At 71.0% G+C, this 16,201-nt stretch carries 18 protein-coding genes; 11 read left to right on the plus strand and 7 right to left on the minus strand.

Annotation, left to right across the window (positions count from 1 at the left end):
- Window positions 1–50 precede the first annotated feature (50 nt).
- Window positions 51–1,595, minus strand: coding sequence for a S8 family serine peptidase (locus OOK34_RS21905; RefSeq protein WP_267035556.1), 1,545 nt, complete (start codon window positions 1,593–1,595; stop codon window positions 51–53).
- Between the two features lie 257 nt (window positions 1,596–1,852).
- Here OOK34_RS21905 and OOK34_RS21910 point away from each other — a divergent pair, with 257 nt between their 5' ends.
- The 3 genes from OOK34_RS21910 (at window position 1,853) to moaA (ending at window position 4,981) form a co-directional block, all read left to right on the plus strand.
- Window positions 1,853–2,218 (plus strand): DUF485 domain-containing protein, encoded by a 366-nt coding sequence (locus OOK34_RS21910; RefSeq protein ID WP_267035557.1) that lies wholly within the window; start codon window positions 1,853–1,855, stop codon window positions 2,216–2,218.
- Window positions 2,215–3,840 (plus strand): cation acetate symporter, encoded by a 1,626-nt coding sequence (locus OOK34_RS21915; RefSeq protein ID WP_267035558.1) that lies wholly within the window; start codon window positions 2,215–2,217, stop codon window positions 3,838–3,840. Before OOK34_RS21910 ends, OOK34_RS21915 begins: the two co-directional genes overlap by 4 nt.
- A gap of 151 nt (window positions 3,841–3,991) precedes the next feature.
- Window positions 3,992–4,981, plus strand: a complete 990-nt coding sequence (moaA, locus tag OOK34_RS21920) for a GTP 3',8-cyclase MoaA (RefSeq protein WP_267035559.1) — start codon at window positions 3,992–3,994, stop codon at window positions 4,979–4,981.
- Between the two features lie 15 nt (window positions 4,982–4,996).
- Here the strand turns inward: moaA and OOK34_RS21925 are convergent, their stop codons facing one another.
- Window positions 4,997–5,254, minus strand: a complete 258-nt coding sequence (locus OOK34_RS21925; RefSeq protein WP_267035560.1) for a hypothetical protein — start codon at window positions 5,252–5,254, stop codon at window positions 4,997–4,999.
- 138 nt (window positions 5,255–5,392) lie between these two features.
- Window positions 5,393–5,725, minus strand: coding sequence for a DUF3099 domain-containing protein (locus OOK34_RS21930; RefSeq protein WP_267035561.1), 333 nt, complete (start codon window positions 5,723–5,725; stop codon window positions 5,393–5,395).
- Between the two features lie 179 nt (window positions 5,726–5,904).
- Here OOK34_RS21930 and OOK34_RS21935 point away from each other — a divergent pair, with 179 nt between their 5' ends.
- Window positions 5,905–6,183: a GlsB/YeaQ/YmgE family stress response membrane protein gene (locus OOK34_RS21935; protein ID WP_267035562.1), complete on the plus strand. Its 279-nt coding sequence runs from the start codon at window positions 5,905–5,907 to the stop codon at window positions 6,181–6,183.
- A 274-nt stretch (window positions 6,184–6,457) separates the two neighbouring features.
- On the opposite strand, the gene tyrS is transcribed toward OOK34_RS21935, so the two are convergent.
- The 3 genes from tyrS to OOK34_RS21950 are packed head-to-tail and all read right to left on the minus strand — an operon-like array spanning window position 6,458 to window position 10,693.
- Window positions 6,458–7,726, minus strand: coding sequence for a tyrosine--tRNA ligase (gene tyrS / locus OOK34_RS21940; protein WP_267035563.1), 1,269 nt, complete (start codon window positions 7,724–7,726; stop codon window positions 6,458–6,460).
- Window positions 7,727–7,778: 52 nt separating this feature from the next.
- Window positions 7,779–9,170, minus strand: a complete 1,392-nt coding sequence (locus tag OOK34_RS21945) for a metallopeptidase TldD-related protein (RefSeq protein WP_267035564.1) — start codon at window positions 9,168–9,170, stop codon at window positions 7,779–7,781.
- A complete protein-coding gene (locus OOK34_RS21950; RefSeq protein ID WP_267035565.1) occupies window positions 9,170–10,693 on the minus strand; it encodes a TldD/PmbA family protein in 1,524 nt (507 codons plus the stop codon). Before OOK34_RS21950 ends, OOK34_RS21945 begins: the two co-directional genes overlap by 1 nt.
- Before the next feature lie 184 nt (window positions 10,694–10,877).
- Between OOK34_RS21950 and fabG the strand changes: the two genes are divergently transcribed.
- The 3 genes from fabG (at window position 10,878) to OOK34_RS21965 (ending at window position 13,031) form a co-directional block, all read left to right on the plus strand.
- Window positions 10,878–11,597 carry a 3-oxoacyl-[acyl-carrier-protein] reductase gene (gene fabG, locus OOK34_RS21955; RefSeq protein ID WP_267035566.1) on the plus strand — a complete coding sequence of 240 codons (720 nt, stop codon included), beginning with the start codon at window positions 10,878–10,880 and terminating at the stop codon, window positions 11,595–11,597.
- 5 nt (window positions 11,598–11,602) lie between these two features.
- Window positions 11,603–12,373, plus strand: a complete 771-nt coding sequence (gene fabI, locus OOK34_RS21960) for an enoyl-ACP reductase FabI (protein ID WP_267035567.1) — start codon at window positions 11,603–11,605, stop codon at window positions 12,371–12,373.
- Window positions 12,374–12,734: 361 nt separating this feature from the next.
- Window positions 12,735–13,031, plus strand: coding sequence for a hypothetical protein (locus OOK34_RS21965; RefSeq protein WP_267036859.1), 297 nt, complete (start codon window positions 12,735–12,737; stop codon window positions 13,029–13,031).
- A 22-nt stretch (window positions 13,032–13,053) separates the two neighbouring features.
- On the opposite strand, the gene OOK34_RS21970 is transcribed toward OOK34_RS21965, so the two are convergent.
- Window positions 13,054–13,731 (minus strand): FadR/GntR family transcriptional regulator, encoded by a 678-nt coding sequence (locus OOK34_RS21970; RefSeq protein WP_267035568.1) that lies wholly within the window; start codon window positions 13,729–13,731, stop codon window positions 13,054–13,056.
- An 84-nt stretch (window positions 13,732–13,815) separates the two neighbouring features.
- On the opposite strand from OOK34_RS21970, the gene OOK34_RS21975 reads away from it, so the two are divergent.
- The 4 genes from OOK34_RS21975 (at window position 13,816) to OOK34_RS21990 (ending at window position 16,193) form a co-directional block, all read left to right on the plus strand.
- Complete coding sequence (locus OOK34_RS21975) at window positions 13,816–15,102, plus strand: MFS transporter (RefSeq protein ID WP_267035569.1); 1,287 nt, start codon at window positions 13,816–13,818, stop codon at window positions 15,100–15,102.
- Between the two features lie 5 nt (window positions 15,103–15,107).
- Complete coding sequence (locus OOK34_RS21980; RefSeq protein WP_260618654.1) at window positions 15,108–15,227, plus strand: SGM_5486 family transporter-associated protein; 120 nt, start codon at window positions 15,108–15,110, stop codon at window positions 15,225–15,227.
- Window positions 15,228–15,375: 148 nt separating this feature from the next.
- Complete coding sequence (locus tag OOK34_RS21985) at window positions 15,376–15,582, plus strand: hypothetical protein (protein WP_267035570.1); 207 nt, start codon at window positions 15,376–15,378, stop codon at window positions 15,580–15,582.
- 89 nt (window positions 15,583–15,671) lie between these two features.
- Window positions 15,672–16,193 carry a histidine phosphatase family protein gene (locus tag OOK34_RS21990; RefSeq protein ID WP_267035571.1) on the plus strand — a complete coding sequence of 174 codons (522 nt, stop codon included), beginning with the start codon at window positions 15,672–15,674 and terminating at the stop codon, window positions 16,191–16,193.
- Window positions 16,194–16,201 lie beyond the last annotated feature (8 nt).

Below are 16,201 nucleotides of genomic sequence, written 5' to 3' on the forward strand. Positions count from 1 at the left end.
GAACGGGCCGGGCGGGATGTTCCCCGCCCGGCCCGCTCACTCGTGCGTGGTTACTTGACGGCCTTGAGCGCGTCGACCACGCCCGCGCCGTAGTAGCCCGTCTGGCCCCACTTGCTCTGGCAGGTGGTGGCGTCGATCAGGTTGCCGGTGCCGTCGTAGACCTTCGCCGGGCAGTCCGCCTTGGTGGCCTGGGCCTTCAGCATGGCCTGGAGCTGCGAGGGCGTGGCCGTCGGGTGCGCGCTCTTGAGCAGGGCCGCGACGCCCGCGACGTGCGGGGCGGCCATCGAGGTGCCCTGCTTGTAGCCGTAGCCGCCGCCGGGGACGGTCGACAGCACGCGGCCGTTGGCGTCCGGGGTGGCCGGGACCTGCCACTTGTCGCCACCGGGGGCGGCGACGTCGACGACACCCAGGCCGTAGCTCGAGTAGTACGACTTGAAGCCCTTGTCGCCGGTCGCGCTCACCGTGACCACACCCGGCAGCTGGGTGGGCAGGTCCAGGCAGACCTTCGGGTCGATGGTGCGCGGAACCGGGGTGGTGTCGTTCGGGCTGGTGTCGTCCAGGATCGAGTCGCCGGCCAGGTCGTGGTTCGAGTTGCCGGCCGAGGCCACGCTGAGCACGCCCTTGCGCTCGGCGTACTTGGTGGCCCGGGCGAGGGCCTCCACCAGCGCCTTCTGGTCGTCGTCGTTCTTGCAGGTGTAGTTCCACGGGTCGACGTAGTAGCTGTTGTTGGTCACCTCGATCCCCTTCTCGGCGGCGAACATGAAGCCGCAGACGACCGCCTCGGTGTAGAAGAGGCTGGTCCCCGGCTCGCTCACCTTGATACCGGCGACCTTGGCGCCCGGCGCGACACCGCTGATGCCGACCCCGTTGCGGGCCGCGGCTATGGTGCCGGCCACGTGGGTGCCGTGGTCGCTGCCGTCGGCGTACGGGCGCCACGCGCCCTCGGTGGTGTCCGCGACGCCGCCGACACAGTTGGCCGACTGCTCCTTGGAGAAGTTCGGGGCCAAGTCGGGGTGGGTGTCGTCGACACCCGTGTCGATGACACCCACGGTGACGTCCGTGCTGCCATCGTTGATCTGGTGAGCCGCGTCGGCCTTGATCGCCCGCAGGTCCCACTGGTTGGACTCCAGGGGCTCCTGCCCCGGCTCGGCCTGCGCGGCGGCCTTGGCGGCGTCCGCCGCGCTCAGCTGCTGCGTCGTGCCCTCCTCGGTGGTCTGCACCGCCTGGAGGGGGGCCGTGCGGGTGGCGCCGACCGAATTGAACAGGCCGCGCTGCGCCCGCAGCTGCTTGGCGAACTCCGGGTTCTGGGAGTGCGCGACGATGACCCCGATCTGCTCGTGGGCGATCACCACGGTCCCACCGGCCCGCTCGATGGCCTTCTTCGCCGCCGTCGCCGTGGCGTACACGTTCAGGTTCGCCACGTAGGACAGCTTCGGGCCGGTGGTGGCGGCCGTCGCGGCCGTCGCCGAGTCCGCCGTGTTGCCCAGCGGTGCGGCCGAGGCCGCCACCGAGGGCAGGAAGGCGAGCGAGGCAGTGAGCGCCAGGCCGACCGGAACGGCGAGAGCTCGCCGGCGGCCGTGTCCCAGATGAGCCATGGGTTCTCCACATCATCCGTGAAAAAGCCGTCCGCACGCGGTCGCGTCGGACGGGTTCATGACACGCGAACCTAGCGTTGACGTTCCCTTCTGCGCCATCAGTTCGAGAAAGAAGTTCTCAAAGAATCAGTGGGTGTTGAACCGTCGCGACGCGCCGGCCGTGCCGTTGACAGGGGGGATCAGCACCACCGTCCCCCCACACGGAGGTTGTTTTGTCCGTCGTCCCCACCGCACCCGCGTCACAAGGAGAACCCCCCGTGACCACCGAAGCAGCGCCGCCGCCAAGCGGCGCGGGACCGGCCCCGGCGAACCTGTCGGCCGAAGAGTTCACGCGCGTCCAGCAGAGCCCCGAATTCGCCGAACTGCGCGGCTCCTACCGGTCCTTCGCCTTCCCGCTCACCGTGGCCTTCATCGCCTGGTACCTGCTCTACGTCCTGCTGTCCAGCTACGCGGGCGGCTTCATGGGGACCAAGCTCTTCGGCAACATCAACGTCGCGCTGGTCCTCGGCCTCGCCCAGTTCCTGACGACCTTCCTGATCGCCTGGCTGTACTCGCGGCACGCCGCCGCCAAGCTCGACCCCAAGGCCGAGGCCATCAAGAAGCGCATGGAGGCCGGAGCATGAGCGCGATCCCACAGCTGACGGTCGCCGCCGGGGCGACCGAGCACCGCCCCCTGATCATCACCCTGTTCGGCCTGTTCGTCGTCGCCACCCTCATCATCACCGTCTGGGCCGGCCGCCAGACCAAGGATGCCGCCGACTTCTACGCCGGCGGCCGCCAGTTCACCGGCTTCCAGAACGGCCTGGCCATCTCCGGCGACTACATGTCCGCCGCGTCCTTCCTCGGCATCGCCGGAGCCATCGCCCTCTTCGGCTACGACGGCTTCCTCTACTCCATCGGCTTCCTCGTGGCCTGGCTGGTGGCCCTGCTGCTCGTCGCCGAACCGCTGCGCAACTCCGGCCGCTACACGATGGGCGACGTCCTCGCCTACCGGATGCGCCAGCGGCCCGTCCGCACCGCCGCCGGCACCTCCACCATCGTGGTCTCGATCTTCTACCTGCTCGCCCAGATGGCCGGCGCGGGCGTGCTCGTCTCGCTGCTCCTGGGCATCAGCAGCGACGGCGGCAAGGTCGCCGTCGTCGCACTGGTCGGCGTACTGATGATCGTCTACGTGACCATCGGCGGCATGAAGGGCACCACCTGGGTCCAGATGATCAAGGCGGTCCTGCTGATCGCGGGCGCCATGCTGATCACCTTCCTGGTGCTGCTGGAGTTCGACTTCAACATCTCCGCGCTGCTGGGCCAGGCCGCCGAGAACAGCGGCCAGGGCACCAAGTTCCTGGAGCCCGGACTCAAGTACGGCAAGGACTCGCTCACCAAGCTGGACTTCATCTCGCTCGGCCTCGCCCTGGTCCTCGGCACCGCCGGCCTGCCGCACATCCTGATCCGCTTCTACACCGTCCCCACGGCCAAGGCCGCCCGCAAGTCCGTGAACTGGGCCATCGGCATCATCGGCGCCTTCTACCTGATGACGATCGCCCTCGGCTTCGGCGCCGCGGCCCTGCTCAAGCGGGCCGACATCCTGGCCTCCAACAAGGCCGGCAACACCGCCGCACCCCTCCTGGCCCAGGAGATCGGCGGCGGCGCGGACTCCACCGGCGGCGCGATCCTGCTCGCGGTGATCTCCGCGGTCGCCTTCGCCACCATCCTCGCGGTGGTCGCGGGCCTGACCCTGGCCTCCTCCTCGTCCTTCGCGCACGACATCTACGTCAACGTCATCCGCAGGGGCCAGGCCACCGAGAAGGAGGAGGTGCGCGCCGCCCGCTGGTCCACCGTGGTCATCGGCGCCGTCGCCATCTTCCTCGGCGCCCTCGCCCGCGACATGAACGTCGCCGGCCTGGTCGCCCTCGCCTTCGCGGTCGCCGCCTCCGCCAACCTCCCGACGATCCTCTACAGCCTCTTCTGGAAGCGCTTCACCACCCAGGGCGCGCTGTGGTCGATCTACGGAGGCCTGGTCTCGGCGGTCGGCCTGGTGCTCTTCTCGCCGGTTGTCTCCGGCAAGCCCACCTCGATGTTCAAGGACGCCGACTTCTACTGGTTCCCGCTGGAGAACCCGGGGATCATCTCCATCCCCCTCGGCTTCCTCCTCGGCTGGCTCGGAACCGTCCTGTCCAAGGAGGAAGCCGACCCGCAGAAGTTCGCCGAGCTGGAAGTGCGCTCCCTCACCGGAACAGGGGCGCACTGAGATCGTCCGAACACCGTGCGTGGCCGCGTCGTACTTCCCTACGATGCGGCCGCGTTACGTCTCGTTCATTCGGGCACCTCTTCCCGACACGCAGGTCGCGTAGGCTCGATCTCACAGAACCTCTAGATCCGGACAGGGGAGGGGGCCCACAATGCTTCTCGACACGTACGGCCGCGTGGCCACTGACCTGCGCGTCTCGCTCACGGACCGGTGCAACCTGCGCTGCACGTACTGCATGCCCGAGGAGGGCCTGCAGTGGCTGGGAAAGTCCGATCTGCTGAGCGACGAAGAGATCGTCCGGCTGATCCGCATCGCCGTGACCAGCCTCGGCATCACCGAGGTCCGCTTCACCGGCGGCGAGCCGCTGCTGCGGCCCGGCCTGGTCGGGATCGTGGAGCAGTGCGCGGCCCTGGAGCCCCGCCCCAAGATGTCCCTGACCACCAACGGCATCGGCCTCAAGCGCACCGCGCAGGCCCTCAAGGCCGCCGGCCTGGACAGGGTGAACGTTTCGCTCGACACCCTGCGCCCCGAGGTCTTCAAGACCCTCACGCGCCGTGACCGCCACCACGACGTCATCGACGGCATGGCCGCCGCCCGCGAGGCCGGCCTGACCCCGGTCAAGGTCAACGCCGTCCTGATGCCGGGGCTGAACGACGACGAGGCCCCCGACCTGCTCGCCTGGGCCGTGGAGAACGAGTACGAGCTCCGCTTCATCGAGCAGATGCCCCTGGACGCCCAGCACGGCTGGAAGCGCGACGGCATGATCACCGCCGGCGACATCCTGCAGTCCCTGCGCACCCGCTTCACCCTCACCGAGGAGGGCGCCGAAGAGCGCGGCTCCGCCCCCGCCGAGCGGTGGGTGGTCGACGGCGGCCCCGCCACCGTCGGGGTCATCGCCTCCGTCACCCGCCCCTTCTGCGGCGCGTGCGACCGTACGAGGCTCACGGCCGACGGCCAGATCCGTACGTGCCTGTTCGCCACCGAGGAGTCGGACCTGCGGTCCGCACTGCGCTCGGGCGCCCCGGACGAGGAGATCGCCCGCCTGTGGAAGGTGGCGATGTGGGGCAAGAAGGCCGGGTCCGGTCTCGACGACCCGTCCTTCCTGCAGCCCGACCGCCCCATGTCGGCGATCGGCGGCTGACGCCGGAGCGCGGGGTTAGCGCTCGCGCTCCGAGCCCTCGGGCTGGACCCACTCGTCCAGCTTCACGACGTCCTTGAGGAAACCGCGGACCCCCAGGAACTGGGAGAGGTGTTCGCGGTGCTCCTCGCACGCCAGCCAGGTCTTGCGCCGCTCCGGCGTGTGCAGCTTCGGGTTGTTCCACGCCAGGACCCAGACCGCCGCGTCACGGCAGCCCTTGGCGGAGCAGGTGGCGTCGGAGTCGGTGCGGGGCGCGTTCGTATCAGGGGAAGTCACAGCCTCAACCCTACAAACGGAAGGGCGACGCCGGGCAGCCACGGGGGGAGCTGCCCGGCGTCGGTCCGTCGCTCCGACGGGGGATGCGGAGCGCGTAGGCAGTATGTCACGCAGGACCCGGCGGCGTGCACCGGAACTTCATGATTGATCTGAGCTTTTACTGAGGTTTCCCGGGTCCAGTGCGGGGCGCACAGGGGCGGGCACGAAGTGCGAGGGCAACGAGGGCGTCGACTCGCGCCCGGCGTTGGCGATGACCACGGCGATGTACGGCAGCAGCAGGCCGGCGGCCAGCGTCACCATGGCCACGTGGCGCTCCACGTTCCACAGGACCACCGTGGCGACCACCGACAGGGTCCTGATGCCCATCGAGATGACGTACCGGCGCTGGCGCCCCCGCACATCGTCGGCGAGTCCCATCCGGGCCCCCGTGATCCGGAAGACCTCGGGCCCGTTCCGCTTCGTCCGCTGCATGCTCCACCACCCGATCCGCCCGCCGGACACTCCCCGGTCCGGACCCTTCCACCGTACGCCGCCGGTCCGGAGGCGGGGAGAGGGGGTGTCCCCCGAACGGGGCTGTCCGAAATGCGCCGTTCGCCGCCGGCGTCGAGACTGGCCCCACATGCGCACAACGCGCCAGGAGGAGGCTCGACATGCATTGGTTGTGGGCGATCATCGTCGGATTCGTACTGGGCCTGATAGCCCGGGCCATCCTGCCTGGCAAGCAGCACCAACCCCTGTGGCTGACCACCGTCTTCGGCATCGTCGGCGGCGTCCTCGGCAACGCCGTCGCGACGTGGATCGGGGTCCACGACACCCGGGGCATCGACTGGATCCGGCACTTGCTGCAGCTTGCCGGAGCGGTGGTCGTGGTCGGCCTGGGCGACATGATCTACATGGCCCTCCGGGGCGGCAGGCGCCGGACGGCCTAGGCCCTGTCGTCAAAGTAGCGCCGGTAAGGCCCGCGGCGTCCGGTGCCGTGCATCGCAAGGCGGAGGAGCTCCCGAGTACTGGACGTACTTGGGTGCTCCGACAACGCGGCGAGGTGCGGTGCCGGGCGTCGCGGGCCTGGGGGCACCTCCCAGCGGTAGCTGGGGGAGGGACTTTGACGACAGGGCCTAGAGCGGCCCGCGAGCGCCGCTCCACCCATGACGAAGGGGCCGGTGCGGACTTCGCGTCCGCGCCGGCCCCTCGCCTTCGCGCCCGTCAGGCGCCGGTGACCTCCACCGCGGCCAGGTTCTTCTTGCCGCGGCGCAGCACCAGCCAGCGCCCGTGCAGCAGGTCCTCCCGGGCGGGGACGGCGTCCTCGGCGGTGACCTTCGCGTTGTTCACGTAGGCGCCGCCCTCCTTCACGGTCCGGCGGCCGGCCGACTTGCTGGCGACCAGGCCGGTCTCCGCGAACAGGTCCACGACCGGGCCCAGCTCGGCGACCCGGGCGTGCGGCAGCTCGGAGAGGGCCGCGACCAGGGTGGCCTCGTCCAGCTCCGCCAGCTCGCCCTGGCCGAACAGGGCCTTCGACGCGGCGATCACGGCGGCGCACTGGTCCGCGCCGTGCACCAGCGTGGTCAGCTCCTCCGCCAGCGCCCGCTGGGCGGCCCGCGCCTGCGGACGCTCCGCGGTCTGCGCCTCCAGCTCCTCCAGCTCCTCACGGGACTTGAAGGACAGGATCCGCATGTAGGTGGAGATGTCCCGGTCGTCCACGTTCAGCCAGAACTGGTAGAAGGCGTACGGGGTGGTCATCTCCGGGTCGAGCCAGACGGCGCCGCTCTCGGACTTGCCGAACTTGGTGCCGTCCGCCTTGACCATCAGCGGGGTCGCCATCGCGTGCACGTGCGCGCCCGGCTCGACCCGGTGGATCAGGTCGAGGCCGGCCGTCAGGTTGCCCCACTGGTCGGAGCCGCCCTGCTGGAGCACGCAGCCGTAGCGCCGGTACAGCTCCAGGAAGTCCATGCCCTGGAGCAGCTGGTAGCTGAACTCCGTGTAGCTGATGCCCTGTTCGGACTCCAGCCGCTTGGCGACCGAGTCCTTCGTCAGCATCTTGTTGACGCGGAAGTGCTTGCCGATGTCCCGCAGGAACTCGATGGCGGACAGGCCCGCCGTCCAGTCCAGGTTGTTGACCATGACCGCGGCGTTCTCGCCCTCGAAGGACAGGAACGGCTCGATCTGCGTACGCAGCCGGGTCACCCAGTTCGCGACCGTCTCCGGGTCGTTCAGGGTGCGCTCGGCGGTCGGGCGCGGGTCGCCGATCTGCCCGGTGGCCCCGCCGACCAGCGCCAGCGGCCGGTGTCCGGCCAGCTGGAGCCGGCGCACGGTGAGCACCTGCACCAGGTGTCCCACGTGCAGCGAGGCCGCGGTCGGGTCGAAGCCGCAATAGAAGGTGACCGGACCGTCCGCGAACGCCTTGCGCAGCGCTTCTTCGTCGGTGGACTGGGCGAACAGCCCGCGCCACTTCAGTTCGTCGACGATGTCCGTCACGGTTTCTCGACTCCTCACGATGTCCGAAAATGCCGAGCTCAGTCTAGGTGGATCAGACGCCCTTGCTGACCGAACTCATGTTGAAGTCCGGGATGCGGACAGCGGGCATCGCGGCCCGGGTGAACCAGTCGCCCCACTCGCGCGGCAGGGTCTTCTCGGTCCGTCCGGCCTCCGAGGCCCGCGACAGCAGGTCCACCGGCGACTCGTTGAACCGGAAGTTGTTCACCTCGCCCGTGACCTGCCCGTTCTCCACCAGGTAGACCCCGTCCCGGGTCAGGCCCGTGAGCAGCAGGGTGGCCGGGTCGACCTCGCGGATGTACCAGAGGCAGGTCAGCAGCAGACCCCGCTCGGTGCCCGCCACCATCTCCTCCAGCGACTTGTCGCCGCCCCCGTCCAGGATCAGGTTCCCGAAGGAGGGGGACAGCGGCAGCCCGGTCAGGGCGGAGGTGTGCCGGGTCGTGGTCAGCCGGGCCAGCTCGCCGCCCCGGATCCACTCCGTCGCCGGTACCGGCAGGCCGTTGTCGAAGACCGAGGCGTCGTCGCCCGAGCTGTGCGCGATCACGAACGGCGCGGACTCCAGGCCCGGCGCGTTCGGGTCGCTGCGCAGGGTCAGCGGCAGCTCGGAGAGCCGCTCCCCGATCCGGGTGCCGCCGCCGGGCTTGGAGAAGACCGTCCGGCCCTCCACCGCGTCCCGGGCCGCCGCCGACCACATCTGGTAGATCAGCAGGTCGGCCACCGCGGTCGGCGGCAGCAGGGTCTCGTACCGTCCGGCGGGCAGTTCGACCTTCCGCTCGGCCCAGCCCAGGCGTACGGCCAGCTCCGCGTCCAGGGTGGTGGGGTCCACGTCCTTGAAGTCGCGGGTGGCCCGGCCGGCCCAGGCGGAGCGGGAGCGGTCCGGGGACTTCGCGTTGAGCTCCAGGGTGCCGTTCGGCTGGTCGTGGCGCAGCCGCAGGCCGGTCGAGGTGCCGACGTACGTGGTGGTCAGCTCGTGGTTGGCGAAGCCGTACAGCTCCCGGCCGCCCGCGCGGGCGCGGGCGAAGGCCTCGCCCAGGGCGGGGGCGAAGTCCGCGAACACCGCCGAGGAGGTCTCGGCCGGGGCGTCGCGGAAGTCCGGGGAGGCCGGGGTGCCCGTCACCAGCGGCTGGGCGTCCTCGGCGGGCGCGGCGGAGCGCGCGGCCGCCTCGGCGGCCCGTACCAGCGGCTCCAGGTCGGCGGCCGTGACGGCGGAGCGCGAGACGACCCCCGAGGCCGTTCCCTCCCTGCCGCCGACCGTGGCGATGACCGTCAGGGTCCGGCCGCGGGTGACGCCGTTGGTGGTGAGCGCGTTGCCGGCCCAGCGCAGGTTCGCGCTGGACTCCTCGTCCGCGATGACGACGCAGCCGTCGGCGGTGGACAGCTCCAGGGCCCGCTCGACGATCTCGTGGGGCTTCGTACGAATCGACATCAGCGTCCGGCCTCCTGGGTGGTGTTCAAGATGTTCACGTTGCGGAACAGGGCGGACGGACAGCCGTGGGAGACCGCCGCGACCTGGCCCGGCTGGGCCTTCCCGCAGTTGAAGGCGCCGCCCAGGACATAGGTCTGCGGGCCGCCGATCTTCTCCATCGAGCCCCAGAACTCGGTGGTCGTGGCCTGGTACGCGACGTCGCGCAGCTGCCCGGCCAGCTTGCCGTTCTCGATCCGGAAGAAGCGCTGCCCGGTGAACTGGAAGTTGTAGCGCTGCATGTCGATCGACCAGGAGCGGTCGCCGACGACGTAGATCCCGCGCTCCACCCCGCCGATCAGGTCCTCGGTGGACAGCCCGCCCGGATCCGGCTGGAGCGAGACGTTCGCCATCCGCTGCACGGGCACGTGCCCGGGGGAGTCGGCGTAGGAGCAGCCGTTGGAGCGCCCGAGGCCGGTCAGCTTCGCGATCCGCCGGTCCAGCTGGTAGCCGGTCAGGGTGCCGTCCTTGACCAGGTCCCAGCTCTGCGCCTCGACGCCCTCGTCGTCGTACCCGATGGTGGCCAGGCCGTGCTCCGCCGTGCGGTCACCGGTCACGTTCATGATCGAGGAGCCGTACTTGAGCTTGCCCAGCTGGTCGAAGGTGGCGAAGGAGGTCCCCGCGTACGCCGCCTCGTAGCCCAGCGCCCGGTCGAGCTCGGTGGCGTGGCCGATGGACTCGTGGATGGTGAGCCACAGGTTGGACGGGTCCACGACCAGGTCGTAGCGCCCCGCCTCGACGCTGGGGGCCCGCATCTTCTCGGCGAGGAGGGCGGGGATCTGCTCCAGCTCGGCGTTCCAGTCCCAGCCGGTGCCGGTCAGGTACTCCCAGCCGCGCCCGGCGGGCGGGGCGATCGTGCGCATGGAGTCGAACTCGCCGGTGGTGCCGTTGACGGCGACCGCGGTGAGCTGCGGGTGGATGCGCACGCGCTGCTGGGTGGTCGAGGTGCCCGCGGTGTCGGCGTAGAACTTGTTCTCGTGGACGGCGAGCAGCGAGGCGTCCACGTGCGCGACGCCCTCGGCCGCCAGCAGCCGCGAGCTCCAGTCCGCGAGCAGGGCCGACTTCTCGGCGTCCGGCACCTCGAAGGGGTTCACGTCGTAGGCGGAGATCCAGGTCCGGTCGGCGTGCACCGGCTCCTCGGCCAGCTCGACCCGCTCGTCCGAGCCGGCGGCCTTGATCACCTGGGCGGACAGCTTCGCCATGGCCACGGCCTGCGAGGCCACCTTGGCCGCGGCGTCCATGGTGAGGTCCACACCGGAGGCGAAGCCCCAGCTGCCCCCGTGCACCACCCGGACCGCGTAGCCGAGGTCGGTGGTGTCGGAGCCGCCGGAGGGTTTGGCGTCCCGCAGCCGCCAGGAGGCGCTGCGGATCCGCTCCAGCCGGAAGTCGGCATGGTCGGCGCCCAGCGCGCGGGCCCGGGCGAGCGCCGCGTCGGCGAGCGCCCGCAGGGGCAGCGCGGTGAAAGCCGCGTCGATGGAATGGGCCACGGAAGTCCTCCCGGGGTCGGGGCCGGTCGCCCCGATCATGTCGCGCCCGGGGCTTGTGTGCCTACATCTTTCTGTAGGGACTCGACAGAGCCCGTCGTGAGGCCCTGTCGGAGCCCGATTCTCCGGATGTCGTGCCCGGCCTATAGGTTTTTGGTACTCAGACAGCTAGCGAAAGGGTGATCCGTTGAGCCGCTCGGTTCTCGTCACCGGAGGAAACCGGGGCATCGGCCTCGCCATCGCCCGCGCCTTCGCACAGGCCGGCGACAAGGTCGCCATCACGTACCGCTCGGGCGAGCCTCCGCAGGAGCTCACCTCGCTCGGTGTACTGGCGGTGCGCTGCGACATCACCGACTCCGAGCAGGTGGAGCAGGCCTACAAGGAGATCGAGGACAAGCACGGCGCGGTCGAGGTGCTGGTGGCCAACGCCGGCATCACCAAGGACACCCTGCTGATGCGGATGTCCGAGGAGGACTTCGCGTCCGTCGTCGACACCAACCTCACGGGCACCTTCCGCGTGGTCAAGCGCGCCAACCGGGGCATGCTCCGGGCGAAGAAGGGCCGCGTGGTCCTGATCTCGTCGGTCGTGGGCCTGCTGGGCTCGGCCGGCCAGGCCAACTACGCCGCCTCCAAGGCCGCGCTGGTGGGCTTCGCCCGCTCGCTGGCCCGTGAGCTGGGCTCCCGCAACATCACCTTCAACGTGGTCGCCCCCGGCTTCGTGGACACCGACATGACGAAGGTGCTCACCGACGAGCAGCGCGCGGGCATCGTGGCGAACGTCCCGCTCGCCCGCTACGCGCAGCCCGAGGAGATCGCGGCAGCCGTGAGCTTCCTGGCGTCCGACGACGCCGCGTACATCACCGGAGCCGTCATTCCCGTTGACGGCGGATTGGGCATGGGTCACTGATCACCATGAGCGGAATTCTCGAGGGCAAGCGCATCCTCATCACCGGGGTGCTGATGGAGTCGTCCATCGCTTTCCACACCGCCAGGCTGGCCCAGGAGCAGGGCGCCGAGGTCATCCTCACCGCGTGGCCGCGCCCGTCGCTGACCGAGCGCATCGCCAAGAAGCTGCCCAAGCCGGTCAAGGTCATCGAGCTCGACGTCACCAACGACGAGCACCTGGCCCGACTGGAGGGCCTCGTCCGCGACGAGCTCGGCGGCCTCGACGGCGTCGTCCACTCGATCGGCTTCGCCCCGCAGGACGCCCTCGGCGGCAACTTCCTGAACACCCCGTTCGAGTCGGTGGCCACCGCCATGCACGTCTCGGCGTTCTCGCTGAAGTCGCTGGCCATGGCCTGCAAGCCGCTGTTCCCGGCGGAGGGCGCGGCCATCGTCGGCCTCACCTTCGACGCGCAGTTCGCGTGGCCGCAGTACGACTGGATGGGCCCGGCCAAGGCCGCCCTGGAGGCCACCAGCCGCTACCTCGCCCGCGACCTGGGCAAGGAGAACATCCGCTGCAACCTGGTTTCGGCCGGTCCGATCGGCTCCATGGCCGCGAAGTCCATCCCGGGCTTCGGCGAGCTGGCGGACGTCTGGAACTCCCGCTCCATGCTGGAGTGGGACATGAGCGACCCGGAGCCGACCGGCAAGGGCGTCGTGGCCCTGCTGTCGGACTGGTTCCCGAAGACCACCGGCGAGATCGTCCACGTGGACGGCGGCCTGCACGCGATGGGTGCCTGATCCCCGGACCGGCTCCGTACGGCGGTGGCCGCGCCTTCCTCCCGGAAGGCGCGGCCACCGCCGTTTTCGCGCGCCGCGGCGGCAGCCGTAAGGCCCTCGCCCGGCCCCGTTCGATCTGATTTTCGACGTCCGACCGGATCTTCCCGAGTCGAAAACCAGGACAGATGGCTGCAAAATGACCACGTCGGGATCTTCCCGGCGCGTTCGGGGAGGAGGTACGGGCGTGCGCGCGAGGCCGAGCCGAGCGGTATCGCTGCTGGTCACCTCAGTGGTCCTGACCGCTCTCCTGGGTCCGGGAGCCGCCGCCCAGCCCGGCGAACGGGAACCGGCGTCCGGCCCCGAAGCGGCGGCCCGGGCCGTCGTGAACCTCGCCGACATCCCCGCCGAACCACCCGTACAGCCCCCGCGCCCCGCCGCCCGGGAGCTCTTCGGCTCCGACTGCGACACCGAGATCACCGGCTCGACGGTGGTCGCGACCTGCCACAACGCCTACCCCGAGACCGACCTGCTCCGGCTGCACGTGGAGTGCGAGCGCTGGTGGGACGTCGACGGGGACGGCGCCCTCGTGCCCCTGGACCCGGCCGGCCGGACCCGGCTCACCGGCCGGTGCTGGAAGGAGGTCCGCACGGCCTGGGTCAGCCACCAGCGCACCCCCTGAACGGCCGACGTGCCCTGACGGTCTAGCGGGAACCCCTGCCCATGCAGACGAACGGGTAGCCCGCCGCCTCCGCCGCGGCCGTGTCCGCGTCCCCGCGCCGGATCGCCTCGATCAGCCGGGCGTGGTCCAGGTGGTCCGCCGCGTGCAGCTCGGTGCCGACGTCCGCCCGCAGCCAGTCCGCCACCAGGTCGCCGAGGTCCGCGTACAGCTCGATCAGCACCTCGTTGTGCGAGGCCGTCACCACCGCCATGTGCAGGCTCACGTCCGCCGCCACGAACAGCTCCGCGTCCCCCCTCTCCCACGCCTCCTCGCGCCGCGCCAGCAGCGCGTCCAGCTGTACGAGGTCCCGCCCGGTCCGCCGCTCCGCGGCCAGCCGGGCCGCCGAGGACTCCAGGGTCGAGCGCAGCTCCGCGATGTGCCGGGGGTCCGCCCCCGCGAAGCGCCGGTGCATCACCCCGGCCAGCTCGCTGGTGGCGATCACGTACGTACCCGAACCCTGGCGGATGTCCAGGAGCCCGTTGTGCGCGAGGGCGCGGACCGCCTCCCGCACGGTGTTGCGGGCGACGCCCAGCAGCTCCACCAGCTCGGGCTCGGTGGGGATCCGGCTCCCGACCGGCCATTCACCGGACGTGATCTGGTTCCTCAGCTGGGCGATCACCTGATCGACGAGCGCGGATCGCCGGGGCGAGGTCAGCGGCATGGCGGGTGGAATCCCCTCGAGGTCGACTGGACGAGACCGGGCAAGACTGGACAACCAATCATCCCATGATTCTATGATGGCTGGATGCCCGACGAAGACATCCAGACCATGAACCGCCCCGCGGTCGTGCGCGGCTCCGCCGCCCGGCCCGCCCCCACCCCCGCCCAGACCGCCCCCACGTGGCTGGGGCCGGTGCTCATCGTCGGCATCGTGCTGGCCGCCCTCAACCTGCGGCCCGCCATCACCAGCCTCGGAGCCCTCTTCGAGGAGGCCCGCACCGGCCTCCACATGAGCGGCGCCGTCGCCGGGCTCATCACCTCGGTCCCCGCCCTCTGCTTCGCCGTCTTCGGCGTCACCGCGCCCCGGCTCTCCCGCCGCTTCGGCCCGGCCGCCGTCGTCTGCGCCGGCATGGCCGCCGTCGCCACCGGCCTGCTGATCCGCCCCTTCGCGGACGACGCCGCCGGATTCCTCGCCGCCAGCGCCCTGTCCCTGGCCGGCATAGCCCTGACCAACGTGCTGCTCCCGGTGATCGTCAAGCGCCACTTCCCGGACCGGGTCGGCACCATGACCGGCCTCTACTCCATGGCGCTGGCCGCCGGCACCTCCCTCGCCGCCGCCGCGACCGTCCCGCTGACCGACGCCCTCGGCGGCAGCTGGCGCACCGGCCTGCTGATCTGGGCCGCCCTCGCCGTGGCCGCCGTACTGCCCTGGCTGCCCATCGCCGCCGCCAGCCGCCGCGAGAAGGCAGCGGCGCCCGCCGCCACCACCGAGGACCCCGGCCCCTCCGTGGTCCGCAGCCGCACCGCCTGGGCCCTCGCCTGCTACTTCGGCCTCCAGGCCACCGGCGCCTACGTCACCATGGGCTGGCTCCCGCAGATCTTCCGCGACGCCGGGGTCTCCGCCTCCACCGCCGGAGTCCTGCTCGCCGTCACCATGGTCATGGGCGTCCCCCTCGCCTTCGTCATCCCCGGCCTCGCCGGACGGATGCGCCACCAGGGCCCCATCGCCGCCGTCCTCGGCGCCTTCGGCCTCGCCGGCTACCTCGGCCTCTACTTCGCCCCCGCCGCCGGAGCCTGGGCATGGGCCCTGCTGCTCGGCATCTCCAACTGCGCCTTCCCCCTGGTCATCACGATGATCGGGCTGCGCGCCAAGTCCCCGGCCGGGGTCGTCAAGCTCTCCGCCTTCGCCCAGAGCACCGGCTACCTCATCTCCATCCCCGGACCGCTGGTCATCGGCACCCTCTACCAGCACAGCGGCGGCTGGGACCTGCCGCTGGCCCTGATGGCGGGCCTGCTCGTCCCGCAGATCGCCCTCGGCGTCCTGGCCGGGCGGGACCGCACGATCGAGGACGAATGCGGCATGCGAGACTGAACGGCATGTCGCCCGTACTCGAACCCAACCCCCAGAACGGCCACAAGAAGCTCGGCCTCGTGCTCGGCGCGATGCTCCTCGTGACCGTGGTCATCGCCGTCATCGCGACCATCGCCTCCCCCTGACACCCGGGCACGGTGGGGATAACCCCACCATCCCCTAGGGGGCCAGGTTCAGGGTCGACTGGGGTGTGCCCCGGATGGGAACCGCACCTTCGGATCCATAGATTCGAAGGAGCGAGCCCGTCCCACCCGCGCACCCACGGAGGCGGCCATGTCGGCCCCCACGCACATCCCCGGCCCCCGCCCCCGCACTGCCGGCCGCGAGGCCCGGCTGCACTGGTGGGCGCTGGCCCTGCCCGCGCTCGCCTTCGGCCTCCTCCTGCTGCTCCTCGCCGGCTCCGGGCAGGCCCACGCCGCCACCGGAGAGGCCTCCGCGCTGGTCCAGGTCACCCAGCAGCTGCTGCGCGCCGTCGGCTGACCCGCGTGCGCCGGGGCGCGCCCCAGCACCGGGGGACGGCCCCTCAACACCCTGCGCCCCGTGGCTCGTTTCGTGCGAAGCTGGGAGCCATGAGCGCCGACACACCCCGCAGGATCGCCCTCCTCCGGCACGCCAAGGCCGACTGGCCGCAGGTGTCCGACCACGACCGCCCGCTGGCGGAACGCGGCCGCAAGGACGCGCCCGCCGTCGGACTGAAGCTGGCCGAGACCGGCATCACCTTCGACCTGGCCCTCTGCTCCACCGCCGCCCGCACCCGCGAGACCTGGAAGCTCGCCGTCCAGGAACTCCCGTACCGGCCGAGGACCACGTACGAGGAGAGGCTCTACGACGCCTCCCCGGGCGAGCTCATCGCCCTGCTGAACGAGACCCCCGACGAGGTGTCCGACCTGCTCGTCATCGGCCACAACCCCGGCATGCACGCCCTGGCCGACGTCCTCTGCGGGCGCGCCGAGGGCGACACCCTGGCGCGGATGACCCGTACGGGCTTCCCGACCGCCGCGCTGGCCATCCTCTCCTTCACCGGATCGTGGAAGTCCGTGGAACACGGGGTGGGCACCCTGCTGGACTACTGGACACCCAAGGAGCACTGAGCGCCGTA

The sequence above is a fragment of the Streptomyces sp. NBC_00091 genome, assembly GCF_026343185.1.
Classification (GTDB): domain Bacteria; phylum Actinomycetota; class Actinomycetes; order Streptomycetales; family Streptomycetaceae; genus Streptomyces.

Excerpts from the sequence above, each read along its gene's own strand:
- OOK34_RS21970 (WP_267035568.1), bottom strand. The coding sequence starts at position 13,731 with ATGCCGCTGACCTCGCCCCGGCGATCCGCGCTCGTCGATCAGGTGATC.
- OOK34_RS21915 (WP_267035558.1), top strand. The coding sequence starts at position 2,215 with ATGAGCGCGATCCCACAGCTGACGGTCGCCGCCGGGGCGACCGAGCAC.
- moaA (WP_267035559.1), top strand. The coding sequence starts at position 3,992 with ATGCTTCTCGACACGTACGGCCGCGTGGCCACTGACCTGCGCGTCTCG.
- fabI (WP_267035567.1), top strand. The coding sequence starts at position 11,603 with ATGAGCGGAATTCTCGAGGGCAAGCGCATCCTCATCACCGGGGTGCTG.
- OOK34_RS21990 (WP_267035571.1), top strand. The coding sequence starts at position 15,672 with ATGAGCGCCGACACACCCCGCAGGATCGCCCTCCTCCGGCACGCCAAG.
- OOK34_RS21980 (WP_260618654.1), top strand. The coding sequence starts at position 15,108 with ATGTCGCCCGTACTCGAACCCAACCCCCAGAACGGCCACAAGAAGCTC.
- OOK34_RS21905 (WP_267035556.1), bottom strand. The coding sequence starts at position 1,595 with ATGGCTCATCTGGGACACGGCCGCCGGCGAGCTCTCGCCGTTCCGGTC.
- OOK34_RS21975 (WP_267035569.1), top strand. The coding sequence starts at position 13,816 with ATGCCCGACGAAGACATCCAGACCATGAACCGCCCCGCGGTCGTGCGC.
- OOK34_RS21985 (WP_267035570.1), top strand. The coding sequence starts at position 15,376 with ATGTCGGCCCCCACGCACATCCCCGGCCCCCGCCCCCGCACTGCCGGC.
- OOK34_RS21945 (WP_267035564.1), bottom strand. The coding sequence starts at position 9,170 with ATGTCGATTCGTACGAAGCCCCACGAGATCGTCGAGCGGGCCCTGGAG.
- OOK34_RS21930 (WP_267035561.1), bottom strand. The coding sequence starts at position 5,725 with ATGCAGCGGACGAAGCGGAACGGGCCCGAGGTCTTCCGGATCACGGGG.
- OOK34_RS21935 (WP_267035562.1), top strand. The coding sequence starts at position 5,905 with ATGCATTGGTTGTGGGCGATCATCGTCGGATTCGTACTGGGCCTGATA.